Annotated in this window: 20 protein-coding genes; 4 read left to right on the top strand and 16 right to left on the bottom strand. The window is 66.5% G+C overall.

The features are described from left to right. Positions 1 to 8 precede the first annotated feature (8 nt). Positions 9 to 512, top strand: coding sequence for an acyl-CoA thioesterase (locus IB268_RS01810; RefSeq protein WP_119451221.1), 504 nt, complete (start codon positions 9 to 11; stop codon positions 510 to 512). Positions 513 to 594: 82 nt separating this feature from the next. On the opposite strand, the gene IB268_RS01805 is transcribed toward IB268_RS01810, so the two are convergent. From IB268_RS01805 to ssuE, 9 genes are all read right to left on the bottom strand, one after another. Further along, positions 595 to 1,602: a sterol desaturase family protein gene (locus IB268_RS01805; RefSeq protein ID WP_054455301.1), complete on the bottom strand. Its 1,008-nt coding sequence runs from the start codon at positions 1,600 to 1,602 to the stop codon at positions 595 to 597. Positions 1,603 to 1,604: 2 nt separating this feature from the next. Next, on the bottom strand, positions 1,605 to 2,399 hold the full coding sequence (locus IB268_RS01800) for a polysaccharide deacetylase family protein (protein ID WP_166738279.1): 795 nt from the start codon (positions 2,397 to 2,399) through the stop codon (positions 1,605 to 1,607). Further along, positions 2,383 to 3,363 carry a beta-propeller fold lactonase family protein gene (locus IB268_RS01795; protein ID WP_054455303.1) on the bottom strand — a complete coding sequence of 327 codons (981 nt, stop codon included), beginning with the start codon at positions 3,361 to 3,363 and terminating at the stop codon, positions 2,383 to 2,385. Before IB268_RS01795 ends, IB268_RS01800 begins: the two co-directional genes overlap by 17 nt. Before the next feature lie 173 nt (positions 3,364 to 3,536). Beyond that, on the bottom strand, positions 3,537 to 4,403 hold the full coding sequence (locus tag IB268_RS01790; RefSeq protein WP_054455305.1) for a DUF2950 family protein: 867 nt from the start codon (positions 4,401 to 4,403) through the stop codon (positions 3,537 to 3,539). A 5-nt stretch (positions 4,404 to 4,408) separates the two neighbouring features. Beyond that, complete coding sequence (locus IB268_RS01785) at positions 4,409 to 5,821, bottom strand: DUF3300 domain-containing protein (RefSeq protein ID WP_119449916.1); 1,413 nt, start codon at positions 5,819 to 5,821, stop codon at positions 4,409 to 4,411. A 122-nt stretch (positions 5,822 to 5,943) separates the two neighbouring features. Then, positions 5,944 to 6,159, bottom strand: coding sequence for a molybdopterin-binding protein (locus IB268_RS01780; RefSeq protein ID WP_054455309.1), 216 nt, complete (start codon positions 6,157 to 6,159; stop codon positions 5,944 to 5,946). A 63-nt stretch (positions 6,160 to 6,222) separates the two neighbouring features. Beyond that, positions 6,223 to 7,119 (bottom strand): ATP-binding cassette domain-containing protein, encoded by an 897-nt coding sequence (locus tag IB268_RS01775; RefSeq protein ID WP_192353732.1) that lies wholly within the window; start codon positions 7,117 to 7,119, stop codon positions 6,223 to 6,225. Then, positions 7,116 to 7,607 (bottom strand): ABC transporter permease subunit, encoded by a 492-nt coding sequence (locus tag IB268_RS01770; RefSeq protein WP_119449914.1) that lies wholly within the window; start codon positions 7,605 to 7,607, stop codon positions 7,116 to 7,118. Before IB268_RS01770 ends, IB268_RS01775 begins: the two co-directional genes overlap by 4 nt. Positions 7,608 to 7,610: 3 nt before the next feature. After that, positions 7,611 to 8,231 carry an NADPH-dependent FMN reductase gene (gene ssuE / locus IB268_RS01765; RefSeq protein WP_054455313.1) on the bottom strand — a complete coding sequence of 207 codons (621 nt, stop codon included), beginning with the start codon at positions 8,229 to 8,231 and terminating at the stop codon, positions 7,611 to 7,613. A 241-nt stretch (positions 8,232 to 8,472) separates the two neighbouring features. Here ssuE and IB268_RS01760 point away from each other — a divergent pair, with 241 nt between their 5' ends. After that, on the top strand, positions 8,473 to 8,910 hold the full coding sequence (locus IB268_RS01760; RefSeq protein WP_054455315.1) for a universal stress protein: 438 nt from the start codon (positions 8,473 to 8,475) through the stop codon (positions 8,908 to 8,910). 16 nt (positions 8,911 to 8,926) lie between these two features. Here the strand turns inward: IB268_RS01760 and IB268_RS01755 are convergent, their stop codons facing one another. From IB268_RS01755 to IB268_RS01740, 4 genes are all read right to left on the bottom strand, one after another. Beyond that, positions 8,927 to 9,934 (bottom strand): 2Fe-2S iron-sulfur cluster-binding protein, encoded by a 1,008-nt coding sequence (locus IB268_RS01755; RefSeq protein WP_175162038.1) that lies wholly within the window; start codon positions 9,932 to 9,934, stop codon positions 8,927 to 8,929. A gap of 12 nt (positions 9,935 to 9,946) precedes the next feature. Beyond that, complete coding sequence (locus tag IB268_RS01750; protein WP_119449912.1) at positions 9,947 to 10,426, bottom strand: heme-binding protein; 480 nt, start codon at positions 10,424 to 10,426, stop codon at positions 9,947 to 9,949. A 39-nt stretch (positions 10,427 to 10,465) separates the two neighbouring features. Continuing rightward, positions 10,466 to 11,926, bottom strand: a complete 1,461-nt coding sequence (locus IB268_RS01745) for an aldehyde dehydrogenase family protein (protein ID WP_054455318.1) — start codon at positions 11,924 to 11,926, stop codon at positions 10,466 to 10,468. Between the two features lie 177 nt (positions 11,927 to 12,103). Then, positions 12,104 to 13,636 (bottom strand): hypothetical protein, encoded by a 1,533-nt coding sequence (locus tag IB268_RS01740; RefSeq protein ID WP_175162036.1) that lies wholly within the window; start codon positions 13,634 to 13,636, stop codon positions 12,104 to 12,106. A 229-nt stretch (positions 13,637 to 13,865) separates the two neighbouring features. On the opposite strand from IB268_RS01740, the gene IB268_RS01735 reads away from it, so the two are divergent. Both IB268_RS01735 and IB268_RS01730 read left to right on the top strand, forming a co-directional pair. Beyond that, a complete protein-coding gene (locus tag IB268_RS01735; RefSeq protein ID WP_054455320.1) occupies positions 13,866 to 14,609 on the top strand; it encodes a sulfite exporter TauE/SafE family protein in 744 nt (247 codons plus the stop codon). A gap of 79 nt (positions 14,610 to 14,688) precedes the next feature. Continuing rightward, positions 14,689 to 15,408, top strand: coding sequence for a GntR family transcriptional regulator (locus IB268_RS01730; protein WP_054455322.1), 720 nt, complete (start codon positions 14,689 to 14,691; stop codon positions 15,406 to 15,408). Positions 15,409 to 15,493: 85 nt separating this feature from the next. Here IB268_RS01730 and IB268_RS01725 read toward each other — a convergent pair whose 3' ends face one another. From IB268_RS01725 to IB268_RS01715, 3 genes are read right to left on the bottom strand one after another with little or no spacing between them, the layout of a single operon-like run. Then, entirely contained in the window at positions 15,494 to 15,844 is a 351-nt protein-coding gene (locus tag IB268_RS01725) for a 2Fe-2S iron-sulfur cluster-binding protein (protein WP_054455325.1), read from the bottom strand. Then, complete coding sequence (locus tag IB268_RS01720; protein ID WP_054455326.1) at positions 15,841 to 16,170, bottom strand: hypothetical protein; 330 nt, start codon at positions 16,168 to 16,170, stop codon at positions 15,841 to 15,843. The genes IB268_RS01725 and IB268_RS01720 overlap by 4 nt, the downstream gene beginning before the upstream one ends. A gap of 5 nt (positions 16,171 to 16,175) precedes the next feature. Then, positions 16,176 to 16,475 (bottom strand): 2Fe-2S iron-sulfur cluster-binding protein, encoded by a 300-nt coding sequence (locus IB268_RS01715; RefSeq protein ID WP_054455328.1) that lies wholly within the window; start codon positions 16,473 to 16,475, stop codon positions 16,176 to 16,178. Positions 16,476 to 16,502 lie beyond the last annotated feature (27 nt).

The raw sequence follows: 16,502 nt of genomic DNA, 5'->3' as shown, positions 1-16,502 counted from the left end.
CGCCCGCCATGGACGAAGCCTTTAGCCACCAATTGTCGATGACCATCCTGATGACGCCGGACATGGCGAATTTCTCAGGGAATGTGCACGGCGGAACCATCCTCAAGTACCTGGACCAGGTGGCCTACGCCTGTGCCAGCCGGTACGCCGGCCAATATGTGGTGACCCTGTCCGTGGACCAGGTCGTGTTCCGCGAACCGATCCACGTGGGCGAACTGGTGACCTTTCTGGCGGCGGTGAACTACACCGGCCGCACGTCCATGGAAATCGGCATCAAGGTCGTCACCGAGGACATCCGCAAGAAGCTCGTGCGCCACACCAACAGCTGCTATTTCACGATGGTTGCGGTGGATGATCAGGGCGCGCCGACCGCGGTGCCGCCGCTGGAACCGCGCAACCTGGAAGAGAAGCAACGCATGGAAGCCGCCCGGCTGCGCCGCGAACTGCGCCAGGAAATGGAACGCCGGCACGGCGAGATCAAGCGCGAAACCACGCACGACGCGCAACCCTGAAACGGAATTCCCTGCCCGCCCAAAACAAAACGAGCCCAGCGGGCTCGTTTTTTCATGCGCGGCCTTTGAGGCCAGGCCGCTTTCAGGCGCGTTCAACCGAGGCCGGAGGCGACGGCGGCGCGGCGGCGGGTTCGCGGTCGCGGCCCACCATGCGTTTCAAGCCCAGCCACTGCTGCGACCAGAAGCCGCGGCCGTAATCGCGCCCACCCAGTTCCGCCTGCTGGTCATGAATGCCCGTGGGGCCGTAGCCCACGCCGAAGCGGGCGGTGCGGAACAGTACGTCCCAGATGGGAAACAGCGCCGCAAAGTTGTAGCCGCCCACCGGACCCGGCGTGGAGGCGTCGTAGGCGATGGAATGGTGGTGGCGGTGAAAACGCGGACTGACCAGCAGGCGCTCGCCGATGGCGCCGAAATGCATGCGCAGATTGGCGTGCGAGAAACTCTGCGCCAGCTGAGTGATGGCCACCACCATGACGAACTGCGCCGGCGGCACGCCCACCAGTTGCGACACGAACACCACCAGCACGTCGCGCAGCATATCGTCCAGCAGGTGGTTGCGGTCGTCGCTCCAGATGGTCATCTGGCGCTGGCTGTGATGCACGGCGTGCAAAGCCCAGAGCCAGCCGAAACGGTGCTGGGCACGGTGGTAGATGTAGTCCACCGCGTCGAACAGCAACAGGTAGATGATCAGGCTGACCCAGGCCTTGTCCGTCACGCCGGGCCAGTACTGGTCCAGCTGGAAAGGCGCGAAACCCCAGACGTGCAGCTGACCAAACACGCTGTCCCACAACGGGTCGATGGTGAAGAACAGCAGCAGGCGGAAAGCGCCCAGTCGGTGGATCAGCGTGTACAGCACGTCGATGCCGATCTGGCGACGGTCGGTAACCGCCTCCACGGGGCGCAGGCGCTGCAGGGGACCGAACACCAGGACCAGCACGACAATCTGCAGCAGGCCGACCAGCAGCCACATGGTGGCGTCGTAGCCGTCCTCGATGAAGTTGCTCATGCCCAGGTGGAACAGCGCGGGCTGAATCGCCGTTTCGAAGAGCCATTGCTGGCACTCTCCGAACAATTGACTAAGCGTATCCATGATCAGTGATGATTAGCGATCCAATCGCGATAGGACGGGTGCGTGTCCAAGGTAGCAAAACAATAGCCCTTGCGCTGCAAACCTTCAATCAGCGGCTCCAGCACGGCTGGCGCCCACGGATCCTGGCGCGACCAGATGCCCAGGTGGGCCAGCAGGATATCGCCGGGCTTGATGGTGCGCAGCGCCTGGTCCAGCAGGCGGGCGTTGGGGTATTTATCACTGGGCAGTTCATCGCCCAGGAAGCCGGCGGGCGCCCAGCCCACGTGCTCGAAGCCGCAGGCCTTGGCCGCCTTCAGCAGCGCAGGGGAGGTCTTGCCGCCCGGCGCGCGGTAGATCGGCAGCATGTTCTTGCCCGTCATCTGATGGAAACGGGTGACGGACCGCTTGATCTCGGCGCAATACTGCTCGGGCGTCCATTCGGCGCGCTTGCCCGCGTCCGGGCCGGCGCTGGGCTTGACGCGGAACTTGCCGCCAGGAAGATCCGCCTGCCAATAGACGTGGTCATAGGTGTGCGAGCCGAAGACATGGCCTTCGGCCGCGCGCGCCTTCCACCAGGGTGCCCACACGTCATCCAGGCTGGAGCCGTCGGTCAGCGTGCGCTCGTTGGCCAGGAAAAAAGTGACCTTGACGTTGTGGCGGGCCAATACGTCCGCGATCAGCGGGGCCACGCCCATGTGGCCGGTATCGAACGTCAGGTAGACCGGTTTGTCGCAGGTGGCGGGCGCGGCCATTCCCATGCTGGGAAAGGCCAGCGCAAGCATCACCGCGGCGTGGACGCGCTTATCTCGTAGGAGCATGGTTCAGCGTCCAGACGCCGTGAGGCGACTTGCCCACCGGCACCTGATTGACCACCTTCTTCTGCTCCAGGTCCACCACGGTGAGCTTGCGGGCCCAGCGCGAGGTGACGAGCAGGGTCTTGCCATCGGCCAGCACGTCCATGCAGTCGGGACCGCCGGGCACCGGGAAGGTGTCGGTGACGGCCAGCGTCTGCAGGTCGATGCGGCTGATGGAGTTGGCGGTGCGGTTGCTGACGAACAGGTGGCGGTGGTCGCCCTGCGCGCGGAAGGCGTGGGCGCCCGCGGCGGTCTTGATGCGCGTCACCAGCTTGGCCGGGCCGTTGCTGACGTCGTAGGCCTCGACGTAGGAGTCGCCGGTCAGTGCCACCAGCAGGGTTTTCTGGTCGGGCGTCAGGAATACGTCCGCAGGCGTCTTGCCCACCGACACCGTCCATTTCGGCGTCTGCGTGGCCAGGTCGATGGCGATGAGCTGATCGCTGTCCTGCAGCGTCACGTAGGCCGTGGTGCTGGCCTTGTCGATCATGATGTGGCTGGGCGTCTTGCCGGCCTGGATGCGCTTGACCAGTTTGAGGTCGAAGCCTTTTTCCAGCGGATGCCAGGAATAGATGTCGATGTGGTCCAGGCGGTTGGCAGCGGTCACGAACCACTTCATGTCCGGCGAGAACTGCAGCTGGTAGGGATCGACGATGCCGGTCAGCGTGCGCTGCACTTCACCGGTCTTGGGATCCATCAGCGTGATCGAATCGCTGGTGGCGTTGGCCACCATGAGCGACTTTTCGTCGGGAGTCAGGTACAGGTGATGCGGCTCCTTGCCCGTGGGCACGCGCCGCAATTCCTTGTAGGTGGCCGGATCGACGATGCTGACGTTGGCGTCCAGGGAGTTCAGGACGAAAATCGGGGCCGAGGCCGCCGCGGCGCTAAGCGCCATCCCTACGCCGAAGAGGGCGTAGCGGACAAAATGCATGGGGTTCAATTTCTAGGTCCGGCAAAGGGGTATCGGGCAGGGTCCCGGTGCTCGCCATTTTAGGCACAGCGGGCTGACAAAAGGGCGTCGCGCTACCCGATGCGGACAAACGGACACGCCTGTTGCGACCCAGCAACAGGCGTGTCCCGATTACTCTTCGGAAGCCGGAAAAATCATTTGCTGCCAACGGGTTGCGCGTCGGCGTCGGTCCAGGTTCCGGCACTGATATCGCGTTCCCGCAAGGCCGCGGCGCGTGCCGCGGACGCGGGTCCCAGGTCGGCTTCCAACACGCGCCCGTCGGGACCGACGACGAAGGAGTCGATGCCCGTCTGCCCGTAGCGCGCCGGCCAGGCCACGATTCGGTACGAGCCTCCGTCCGCGCCCGGTATCACCTTGTACCGGTAGCCGTAGTAAGCGTCGTCCAGCGGCACCTCCGGCCCCATGCTGAGCGCGTCCAACCCGTAGGCCTGCTGCGGTGCGCCCGGCACCTCGGGCCAGTACAGCCCGTCGCGTTGTCCCGGACGGCTGACCAGGCGGCTCGCGTAGCGTCCCTGGCCCACGCTGTCCTTGTATCGCCCCTGCGCGGCCTGCAGCTCGCGCAGCGTTTCGATGGCGGTCAGTTCGTTGCGGCCGATGGCGCGGCGGCGGATTTCCGCCGTGCCCGCCGCCGGGTCGAAACGCCAGCCCTGCCCGGCGCGCACGATGGGTACGGGCAGCGTCCAGCCCGAATCCCCGACCGCCAGCCAGGAACGGCCGCCATCGGCCACGATCTCGTGCTTGCGCGACCAGGCCGCCAGGAAACGGTAGATGTCGTCCTGCGCCACGCCGCCCGGCACGATCTTGCGATGATTCGGCCCCAACACCTTGGCCAGTTTGTCGAGGTCACTGGTGGCCATGGCGTCGACGAAGGCGTCGGCGGCGGCCTGCGGACTCGGATAAAGGCTTTGCGCCGCGGCGGGGGCCGCAAGGCCCAGCGCCAGCAGCGACGCGGCGCCCAGCGCGCGCAAACGAGCAATGGTCATGAGAGTTCCCTTGTCCATGATGCTTATCTCCGGCCGCCGAAATGTCCGCCGCCGCCACCGCCGCGTCCGCCGCCCCCATGTCCGCCGCCGCGCGGGCCGCCACCGCCGCCGCGGCTCATCTCGCTGCGCGTGTGCTGCTGCCGCATCTGGTCGCCGTTGCCGGCGCCGCTCAGCGCGTTGGCGCTATTGGAAGCGCGGCCGCGGTCGCGTGCGGCCGCTTCGTCGGCGCGCTGGCGCTGGGCCGCGGCCTGGCGGTCCTGCGTGGACACGCTGGAGGCAGGCCGGCTGTGCTGCGCCTGCCCGCCGCCCTGCGCCCGGTCGCGGGCGCCTTGTCCGCCCTGCCCGCCTTGTCCGGCCCGCTGCCCTTGTCCCTGCCCGCGATTGGCCGCGGCGTCTCCCCTGCCCGCCCCCTGGCCGCGCCCCGCGCCCGGTTCGGAATGGCCGGGTATGGACTGCCCGGTACGGCCTTCGAACGACTGCGCCGCGCGCTGGCGCGCGGCATCGCGGGAGTTCGGCGCTGCCGCTGCGCCCGGCGCGCGGCCCCCCTGCGCCCGGTTCTGCACGCCGGCCTGACGCTGGCTGTCGAAGCGCTGGCGGCTGGCCTGGTCGGCATACGGCGTATTGCCGCGGTTGGCCGGGTTGTGCTGCCAGGTCGTTCTATTGTTGTTGATGTTGTTGCGGTCGATGCGCTGGTTGACGTTGATGTTGTTGTAGCGGTTGACGTCGATGTCGACGTCGTTATGCCCCCAGTCGAACCCGCCCCACATGGAGTTGACCGCAGCCACGCCCAGGCCGAAGCCGATGCCGGCCACCAGCGAGGTGGCGAACACCGAGCCCGGAGGCGGCGGATAGTAGTAAGGCGGATAGGAGGGATAGGCCCAGGTGCCGTACACCACCGTCGGGTTGTAGCTGGGCACGTACACCACCTGCGGATCGGCCGGCTCGATCACCACGACGGTCTTGTCGTTGGTGGTGCTGGAGGTGACCTTCTGCTGCGGCGTGCTCTTCAGGTTGCCGGCCTTCTGCGCCTGGACGCGCAGCCGCTGGACCGAATCCATGACGGCGTCGGGCTGCGCCAGGAAGGCGTCGCCCACGGATTTCACCCAGTCAGGCTGGCGGCCCATCATGTCCATGACCGAGGGGAAGGCCACCAGGGATTTGACGCTGGGATCCCAGGACTCGCCCTCGACCGCCTTGACGGCCTGGTCTCCGGATTCCGAGGTGTGGGCGGCCGACCATTTGGCGGCCGCCGCGACATCGTCGGGGTAGGTCGCACCCATGAGGATTTGCGAGAGCAGCGAATCCGGATACAGCGCCACGGGCGCCATCAACTGATCCAGTTGCGCGTTGTCCAGCTTGGTCTGCGCCGTGGCGGGAAGGCAGACCGCCAACCCCAGGCATAACCAGCCGATGAACCATTGTTGCAGTCGACGCATTTTCCGTTCTCCGTGTATCGCCAAGCGTAAAGCCACAAGCCAGGAGGAACTGCCGGATATCGCGCTGACAATATATGCCTAACCCCGGCGCAGGGGAAGCGCCGGCGTGGGTCTGCCTCGGTTCACAGTTTGGCGACGGAAACCTCGGTCGCCTTGACGAAAGCCAGCACCTCGGTGCCGACCTCCAGGCCCAACTCCTTGACCGACCGGGTGGTGATCACCGAGGTCACGATGCCGGCCGGCGTATCCACGTCCACCTCGGACACCACCGGACCCAGGATGATCTCCTTGATCTTGCCGCGGAACTGGTTGCGGGCGTTGATGGATTGAATGCTCATGGTCTTGCTCCTGGGGTAAAGGGCGGCGTCATGCCGCCCATGGGGGAATCGCCGGGCGCGGTCTCAGACCGCCAGCCTCAGGTGCCGGATCTGGATGACGGGCGCCAAGGGACGGCCAGCGTCCGGCGTGTCTTGTTGACGCAAGGCGGCGCGCAGCACGCGGGCCTCCAGGGCGGCGACAGCGGCCGAACCGCGCACGCGGGGACGCGCCAGGCCGACGCGCTCGTCCAGCGCCACGCCGCCTTCGTCCAGCACCAGGATGCGGTCCGCCACCGCCACGGCCTCGGCCGCGTCGTCGGTCGCCAGCACGGCGGTAAAGCCCTGCTGGCGCCAGAGATCCTCCAGCAGCCGCTGCGCCTCGATGCGGCTCAGCGAATCCAGCTCCTGGAAAGGCTCGTCCAGCAACAACAAGCCGGGACGGCGCGCCAGGGCCCGGGCCAGCGCCACGCGCTGGCGCTGCGGTTCGGATAGCTGCGCGGGCCACTCGCCGCCGCGGCCGTCCAGTCCGACCTGCCGCAACGCTTCGGCCGCCGGCGCCGTGCCGGGCAATCCCAGGGCGACGTTGTGCAGCACGGTCTTCCAGGGCAAAAGGCGTGAGTCCGACAGCAAGAGACGCACGCGGGCGTCGGGCTCCCAGATGGGAAAGTTGTCGAACAGCAGCGGCGGACGGCCCGGCTCGCCACCTTGCACGCCGCTGGGCGCAAGCTTGCCGGCCAGCAGATGCAGCAAGGTGCTCTTGCCGCTGCCGGCGCGCCCGACCACGGCCACGAACTCGCCGGCCGCGATCTCCAGGTCCAGCGGCTGCAAGGCAATGCGGTCGCCGTGGCGCTTGGCGAGCTTGCGCAAGGTCACGCGCAGCGCAGCCTGCGGCTCGGCCTCGGGCGCTTCGTCCGGCTCCGTCGGCTGGCGCACGTCCAGGTGCTGCAATAGCTCGAATTCGTTGGGATTGATGAACATCATCGCGGCCTCCAGCGCAGCAGCCAGCGCTCCAGCGCGCTTACCAACGCCCCCGAGCCCACGCTGAGAGCCGCGTAGAGCGCAATCGCCAGCAACAGCGTCGTCGCACCCGGCGGACCGCTGCCCAGCCATTGCGGAATTCCCAATCGCGTCGGCGTCGCGAACAGTTCCAATGCGATCAGGGTCAGCCATAGAAGTCCCAGCCCCTGCCTCAGGCCCGTCAGGATGAACGGCAATGCGCCCGGCAGCAGCACATGCCAATAGAGCGCCCAGCCGTTCAAGCCATGAGACCGACCGGTTTCGACCAGCGCCGGATCCGCCGCGCGTATGCCGCGCACCGTCTGGTACAGGAGCGGCGCAAGCAGGCTCAACGCCGGCAGCGCCGGCCTGGCCGTCTCGCTGCCGCCCAGCCAAAGTGCGGCGAGCAGCGCGCCTCCCAGCCAGCGCAGAGCCGGGGCGTCGGGAGCGTTGCGGGCGTGGGCGCGGCGCATCGGTCAGACGCTGAAGGCGCCCGCCAACGCGAGCCGGCCCAGATCGTAGGATGGGCTGGAAACGGCGACGCGCGGCAAGACCAGCTCGGACAGACGCTCCACCGAGTCATCCAGCCGCCGGCTGACCTCCCCGTCTATCTCGCGCGCGCCGAATTCGTCCAGGCGAACCTGCGTATCGGTGGCGTAGACGCCCGCCAGGATGTGGCGCGCGCCCAGCGCTGACAGCACGGGCTTCAAGCCATACTCCAGCGCCAACAGATGCGCCGGGCTGCCCCCCGTGGCGATGGGCAACACCACCTTGCCGGCCAACGCCTTGGGATCCAGCAGGTCCAACACCGCCTTCAACCCGCCGGAAAAGGAAGCCTGGTAGACCGGCGAGGAAATCACCACCGCGTCTGCCGCCGCCACGCGTGCGCGCAGCGCGTTGGCCGCGGGGCCGGCGTAGTTGCCTTCTATCAGGTCTTCGGCGGGGATATCGCGCAAGCCCAGTTCTCCCACGCTCAAGCCCCGCCGCTGCAGGATCCCGGCGGCGTGCCGCAGCAGCACCGAGGAACGGGAGCGCTGCGATGGACTGCCGGCGATGGCAAGGACGCGGGCGTGAGCCTGGTGACGTGGCGATGACATGAAGGGTCGTTTCCGGCGGTGGGTTCAAGAAGTCGAACCGATTCTGTCATCGCCGCGCGGCGCCGAAAAATACTTAGTCGATATGAGGTTATGTTGAAGCGCGGGTTCGGCCGCTTTGGGAAATATGCGAAGACTGCCGCCCGGGCGCCTCGTCCGTATGCAGGACTGGCTTGCACCTGGCGGCGAGCCTATACTGGATTGGCTAGTTGCTCCCGATTCCTTTTCCTAAAGGAGAGGCAACATGTATAAGCACCTGCTCGTCGCCGTGGACGGCTCCCTGCTGTCTGAATCGGCTTTCAAGCGCGCTCTTGTTTTCGCCAAGGAAATGGGAGCCACCGTCACGCTCATCCGCGCCATTCCGGAGGACCATCTGCTGGTCTACCAGGCCGAAATGCTGGGCACCACGCAGGCGCACCACACCGACCAGGCGCGCAAGAATGCGCAAACCTACCTGGACAACCTGGAAATGGAAGCGCGCCACGCGCTGGTGCCGTGCAATGCCGTGGTCACGGTCAACGACCATCCGCACGAAGCCATCGTCGAGGCCGCGCAGAACCAGGGCTGCGACCTGATCGTCATGGGTTCGCACGGCCGCCACGGCATGACGGGCTTCCTGCTGGGCAGCGAAACCCAGCGCGTGCTGGCGCGCACCAAGCTGCCGGTGCTGGTGTACCGCTAGGCGCCGGCGCGGCCGCTCAGGCCGCGGCCAGCGCGTGCTGGAAGGTGAAGCTGTCGGAGTACATGTGATCCAGGCTGGCGCCGCGCGCGGCCAGCAGGCTCTTGGCTTCGTGGATCATGTCTGGCGCGCCGCACAGGTAGAAGGCGTGCTCGGACAGATCCTGGTGGTCCTCCAGGACCGCCTGCTGCACATGGCCGCGGCGGCCCTGCCAATCGGCGCCCGCGCGCGACAGCACCGGCACGAAGTTGAATTCGTACAGCCGCCCCGCCCAGCTTTCGATCTCGTCGCGCAGATACAGGTCTGCTTCGGTGCGCATGCCCCAGTAGAGCGTGACGGGCGGGCAGTCCTCGTTGTCCAGCAGCGATTCCAGGATGGCCTTGATCGGCGCGATGCCGGTCCCCGTGGCCATCATGATGAGCGGCCGCCAGTCTTCCTCGTGGTAGCTGAATACGCCCAGCGGCGCTTCGATCTCCACGCCGGCGCCGGCTTGCGCCTGGCCCAGCCACTGATCGGTGTAACGGCCGCCGGGAATGCGACGCACATGGAAATCCACCAGGTTGCCGGCGGGTGCGGAAGCCATGGAAAAGCTGCGCGTCTCGCCGTCGGGCAGCACCACGTTCATGTACTGGCCCGGCACGTACTCCAGGCCCGCTTCTGGCAGCGCCAGCGTCAGGTGGATGACGTCATCGCAGAAGCGCTCGATGCGGTGGATGGTGGCGGGCAGGCGGCGCGGTTCGGGAAACGACTGCCGGCTGCTGGCCACGCTGATGCAAAGATCGCCCAGGGGCCGGGCCTGGCAGGCCAGCGCGTAGCCTTCGGCCGCTTCTTCGGGTGTCAGGGCCATGGGGAACTCTTCGTACTCCACGGCGCCGGATTCCAGCTTGATGCGGCAGGTGCCGCAGCCACCGAAGGTGCACTCGTGCGGCAGCTTCACCGCCGAGCGTTCGGCGGCCTGCAGCACGGATTCGCCTTCTTCGACCTGGAACGACTCGTCGGTTTGCAGGATATGCACGCGGTATGCCATGGCCGGCCTCGCTTATTTCTTGATGTCAGCCTCGACCAGCACTTTCATGCCGCGCGGCTCCAGCAGCGTCGCCAGTGCCGCAAGCGCGGCCAGACCAGCCTTGGTGTCCTGTTCGCCGTTGCCGCCGCTCAGGCCCACGCCGCCGATCACTTCGTTGTTGACCACAATGGGAAAGCCGCCGACAAACACGGCGAACTTGCCGTCAAAGCTCCACTGGATGCCGAACGCTTCGTTGCCGGGCAGCGCGGGACCGTTGGGCGGCGTGTTGAACAGATGCGTGGAACGCTTGTGCCCGGCCGCTGTGAATGCCTTGTTCCAGGCAATCTGCGGGCCGGTGATGCGGGCGCCGTCCATGCGTTCCAGCGCGATGGGATAGCCGCCGTCGTCGACGATGCAAATCGTCTCCAGCACGCCGATCTCTTCCGATTTGGCGATGGCCGCGCGCACCATCATGCGCGCTTCTTCAAGTTCCAGACGATAGACCTGCTTCATGGGGATGACCTCCTTTGCTTGCGTGTAGGGACCGCAGCCTCAGCCGGCGCGGTAGACAGTCTTGATCTGCGTGTAGAACTCCAGTCCCACGCGCCCCGATTCGCGGAACGTGGAGGTGCTGGAGTGCTTGAGTCCGCCGAACGGCGCGTTGATCAGGTTGCCGGTGGTGGTCCGATTGATCTTCACCGTGCCGGCCTGGATGTCGCGGGCGAAACGGTGGGCATAGCGCGCATCGGTGGTGGCGATGGCGGCCGACAGGCCGTATTCGGTGTCGTTGGCGCGGGCAATGGCGTCTTCGTAGCCGTCCACTTCAATCAGCGCGATCACCGGGCCGAAAATCTCTTCACGGGCGATGCGCATCTGCTGCGTGACGTCGGTGAACAGCGCGGGCGACACGTAATAGCCGCGTTCGAACCCGGCACCCGTCAGGCGGTCGCCGCCGTACAGGTGCGTGGCCTCCTGCTTGCCGACCGCCACGTAGCCCAGCACGTTGTCCAGCTGCTTGGCGGTGGCCAGCGGCCCCAGGTCGAAGTTGCCGTCCAGGCCGTTGCCTATGGTCAGCGTCTTGATGCGGGCCAGCAGCTTGTCGGTGTAGGCCTGGCGCACGCGCTTGTCCACCAGCACCCGGCTGGTGCCGGTGCAGGCCTGGCCGCTGAGCGAAAAGCCGCCCTTCACAGTCAGGTCCACGGCGCGGTCCAGGTCGGCGTCCGCCAGCACGATCAAGGGATTCTTGCCGCCCAGTTCCATCTGCGTGCGGGTGGTCAGGCCGGCGGTCCGGTGTATCTGCTCGCCCGCGGCGGTGGAGCCTGTAAAGGAAATCGCCCGTACCGCGCGCGCACCGGTGATGGCCTCGCCCACGGCGCCGGCCGGGCCGGTCAGGAAGTTCAGCACCCCGGCCGGCAGGCCTGCCTGCACGAAGGCTTCGGTCAGCCGGTAGCCCGACATGGGTGCGTCGGACGAGGGCTTGAACACCACGGTATTGCCCGTGATGAGCGCCGGGGCAATCTTGCGGGCGGGGATGGAAATGGGGAAGTTCCAGGGGGAAATCACCGTCACCACGCCCAGCGGTTCGCGCTGGCTGTAGACCACCATGTCCGGATCGTCGTTGGGATAGGTTTCGCCCGTGAATGACTGCCCTTCCACTGCGTAGAAGCGGATCGTCTGCGCCGAACGCAGCACCTCGTCCCGGGCCAGGTTCAGGCTCTTGCCCTCTTCGCGGGTCAATTCGCGCGCGATGTCGTTGGCGTGGTCTTCCAGATACTGGGCCGCGCGGAACAGGATGGCGGCGCGCTTGGAGATCGGCGTATCGCGCCAGCCGGCGAAGGCGGCCTCGGCGGATGCCACCGCCTGGCGGGCGTCTTCGGCGTCCGACACCTGGAAACGGCCCACGATGTCGCTGGTGTCGGCCGGGTTGATGTTGGGCGCCGTCTTGCCGGTGCCGCTGGGCACCCAGCTGCCGCCGATGTGGTTCAGGAATGTTTGCTGCGAGAGATCGTCCACGGAAGCTCTTCCTTAGTCTGCGCCCGTCTGGCCGCAAGTGCCTGGGCGGGTTGGCTTATGAACATTGTATACTTTAATCAATATGGATCGATACGTGTAAACCCCTGCTCCGGACAGGTCGCCACCTGGAAAAAAGGGTCCCCGCAGGGACCCCCAAAGCAGCGCCACAAACAGGTATCAGCTCCAGATCAGCACGGCGCAGATCGTGGAGACGAACAGCGCCAGCAGCACCGGCACCAGCAAGGCGCGCACCAGCGACAACACGTTCACCCGCGCAAAGCCCGCCACCGCGATCAGCGAGGACCAGGCGATCAGCGTGCCGCCGCCCGTCCAGACCGCGCCCATCTGGCCCACTGCCGCCAGCGTCGCCGGGTCCACGCCCACTACAGGGCCCAGGGCGCCGGACAGGGTGCCGGTCAGGGGCAGGCCGGCGAAGCCCGATCCGTCGATGCCGGTGATCATCCCGACCAGCAGCACGCCGAACGCCACGAGGAAATGGTTTTCAGGGATCAGGTGCTGGCCGGCGGAGATCACCTCGAACAGCAGGCCCGGCGCCTGCGCTTGCGGCACGCCCAGGATCTGCGCGGCGGTTTCATTGGCGCCCACGAAGAAGAAGCCCGCGATCGGCAGCACCGAGCCCATGGCCTTGAAGGCGAACACGAAGCCGTCGGTGACGTGTTCCGGACAGACGTCCAGCATCTTGCGCGGGCCTTCCGCGGCCAGGGTTACCAGCATCATCACGACAAAGGCCACGCCGCCCACCAGCGCCGCCGCATCGCCGCCGCGCAGCGCGGGCAGGGACGGGAACAGACGCGGCAGCACCATGACCGCGATCACCGCGAGAAAGGCCAACGGCGTCACCACGGCAAAGGTCTTGGACCAGCGCACGCGGCGGCGCTCTTCGTCGCTCAGGGCCGGGCCGCTGGGCAAGGCAGGGTCCGCGCCCATGGTGCCCCGGGCCAGCTCGGCCTTGTCGAAGGAGCCGGACTGTTCGATGCGCGCCAGGCTGCCGTCCTGCGCGCGGGCCTGCCAGGCGGACAGGAGCCCAGCATCGGCCGGCACGATGTGCTTGCGGATCAGCAGGTAGGCCGCCACCAGCGCGACCCCGCCGGTGATGAGCGATAGCACCAGCGCGCGGTCCGCGACCACGGCGGCGCTAACCGCCGCCCCGGCAGCCTTGGCGCTGATGCTGGGCGCCACGCCGATCACGTAGTCCGAGGACAGCGCCATGCCCTGGCCGGCGATGGCGATGGCCATGGCGCCCGCCAAGGGCGGCAGGCCCGCCGCGATGGCCGCGGGCAGCAGGATGGCGGACACCAGCGGCACCGCCGGCGTCGGCCAGAAGAACAGCGAGATCACATAAGTACAGAGAGCGATGATCAGGAAGGACGAATGCCCGCCCCGCATGACGCGGCGAAACGGCTGCACCATACGCACGTCCGCCTGCAGGGTTTTCAGCGCATTGAGCAGCGCCGTCATGAAGGTGATCACCAGGAAGATGTTGAACAGCTCCTTGGCCGCCACGAAGCTGGCCGAGAAGATGCCTATCAGGGCGCTGATCGGATTGCCCGTGATGGCCAGCACCACCAGAAAGGTGCCGATGACCGACGGCACCACCACGTTGGCCCGCAGAATCATCGTCAGGATGATGGCGGCCACGCTGATCAGGTACATCCAGTGAGCAGCGTTGAGCACTACGTCCGCTTGCATGTGCTATTCCCCTTGTATGCGTGGCAGTTATGTCGCCACGTTCGGTATACTATATTTCGTTTGTGGTCATACCAATCAAAATATGCAGCGCCTAGGGAAAGCGATAATTCTGAAAAATCCATGAATAGCGCCGAAAAATCAGGGGATTACCCTAGTTTTTGAAGCACTTCATGAAATTCGGAAAAATCCTGGATAGACTATCGTATACATATTAAAGACTACTCCAGGCATGCCCTCCTCCCTGCCGTATCCCGATCTTCTGCAGTACGCCACCATGGCCGCCGTGGTGTTCGGCGCCGCGATCGCGCAGGGCGTGGGCGGCGTGGGCTTCGCGATGTTCGCCGCGCCGGTGGCGGCCATGTTCTTTCCGCAGTTGGCGCCGGGGCCGCTCTTGACGCTGGGCGGCTTCATTTCGCTGCTGACCGCATTGCGCGAGCGGGCCGCCATCGACTGGCCTTCGGTGTCCTACGCGCTGGCGGGACGCGCCGTCGGTACGCTGATCGCGATCTACGCCATGACGCGCTTCGCGCCGCAGGCGCTGGGGGTGCTGTTCGCCGCCCTGATCCTGGTGGCCGTGGCGCTGAGCGCGGCCGGCCTGCACTTTTCCGCCACGCCCGGACGCGTGTCCGGCGCGGGCGTGGCCTCGGGCATCATGGGCACCATGACCTCGGTGGGCGCGCCGCCCATCGCCATCGTGATGCAGCACGCGGCGCCGCCGCGCCTGCGCGCCACGCTCGGCATGGTGCTGTTCCTGGGATCGATCTTCTCGCTGGCCATGCTGGCATGGGCCAAGCGGTATACGGGCTATCACGCCGGACTGGCGCTCAGCCTGGCGCCTTTCCTGCTGGCCGGTTTTGCGGTCTCCAACCGGCTGCGCCACCGTCTGCCGCCGCGCGCGGTGCGCGGCGTGCTGCTGGCGGTATGCGCCTTGGGCGCGCTGGGCGTACTGGCCAAGGCTTTTTGGGGACACTGATGCGGTGCGCCCCCCAAGCCATGCAGCTACACCCGGTAATACAATGGAGACTGTATCCATTAAGCCAAACCTGCTCGCCATGACAACCTCACCCGTCAGCCCGCAAGCCGCAGCAACGCAGCATTCCGCCTCGCTGAAGATCGGCGAGCAGCATCCGCAGTTGTTTGCCGTCATCCGCGACAAGCTGCGCGAGCGCATCCTCAGCGGCGAGTTCACGCCCGGCGACCGCCTGGTCGAGGGCCGCCTGTCCGAGGAAATGGGCGTCTCGCGCATCCCCGTGCGCGAAGCGCTGCGCGCATTGGCCGCCGAGGGCCTGGTGACCATCGAGCCGCGCCGCGGCGCGTCCGTGTCGGTGCTGTCCGACGCCGTCGCCTACGACATGGTGGAGGTGCGCGCCACGCTGGAAGGCCTGAACGCCAAGCTCGCGGCGCAGCGCCGCGATGAGAAAACCGTGGAACGCCTGCAGGCCTTCCTGCGCGAAGGCACGGAAGCGGCGCGCGGCGAACAGCTGGACAAGTTCCTGGCGCTGAATTCCCAGTTCCACGAAATGCTGGCCACCATCGGCGGCAACGTGGTGCTGACCGACCTGATGCGTTCGTTGCGCGACCGTACGGCGCTGCTGTTCGCGCCCAGCAATATGCTGCGCGCCAAGCAGAACTGGGATGAGCATTCGCAGATCCTCAACGCCGTCATCGCCGGCAACGGCGACCTGGCCGCGCTGCTGGCCAGCCAGCACGTGCATAACGCCGCCAAGGCCTATACGGAAGCCCAGCAGCAGCCGCACGCGTCGGTGGCCTGAACGGGCCTGCCGCGCCTGAAACTCATCACACCGAGCCGGCCGCGCGGCCAGGAGCCAGCGCCGGTCGGCCAGGGCCTTGCAGCCCTCAGGTCGCCGCTTCCACGGGATCGGACGCCGCGCCGACCACCACGCCCTTGCCGTTCTGGATCACCCACGACACCTTCACATCGCCATTGACGAAGGTCTGGCAGGCCATGCGGTAGCCGGCCTCGAAGTCTTCGGGACGCAGATGCTTGCGCTCCTTCGGCTTGATGGCGTCGGTGTTTTCCAGCCCTTCCTCGATACGGCACTTGCAGGTGCCGCACAGGCCGCCGCCGCACTTGAAGGGAATGCCGCCCTTTTCCTTGAGCGACACGCGCAGCAGATTGCTGTTCTCGGGCGCCGTGGCGACCTTGCCGCCATTGGAGATGAATGTGATCTGGACCATGTTGTTCAGTGCTCCGCGGCGACCGCGCCGGAGCGCAGCGTCAAGGTCGATTCCATGCTGCCAAAGCGCGTCAGGTGGGCCAGTTCCTTGCGGGCGGCTTCCACCGACGCGAACTTCTCCAGGAATTTGGAGGGCACGCGGTTCACCACGTAGGGCGGCGTTTCCTCGGTGACGATGAGCTTGGTGTCGCCATGCAGGCGGGCGATGCGGTAGACGGCCAGCGCGCGGCCGTAGAACGCGTAATCGTAGGTTTCAAGGATATCCACCGCGCCATCGTCCGCTTCCGTGCGGAATACGCCGGGCTTGGTGGTCAATATGACGTATACCGGGTCCATTGCCGCTACGCCTCCACGTCCTGGACCAGCTCGATGTCACTGGTAAGCCAGAGCTGGCACGCCAGCCGGTAACCCTGGTCGATGCGTTCGCCCAGCTGCTTTTTTTCCTTCCAGTTCACCGGCGGCAGATGCTCGGCCCCGGCCAGCACGCGGCAAGCGCACTTGGCGCACTTGCCCATGCCGCATTCGTAGCGCAGATGCGGATACGGAAACTGCTTGATGCCGGCCCGCACCACCAGGTTGGTGTTGTCCTTCACCACGTCGGTGTAGGTCTGGCCGCCCTTATGAAACACGATGGTAGGCATGGATACTCTGCTCTGGGGTCTGCGGGG

It is taken from the genome of Achromobacter sp. ACM01, assembly GCF_014851745.1.
Lineage (GTDB): Bacteria > Pseudomonadota > Gammaproteobacteria > Burkholderiales > Burkholderiaceae_B > Achromobacter > Achromobacter aegrifaciens.
The sequence above is the reverse complement of the archived record's forward strand: the minus strand, read 5'-3'. Positions and strand labels throughout refer to the sequence as shown.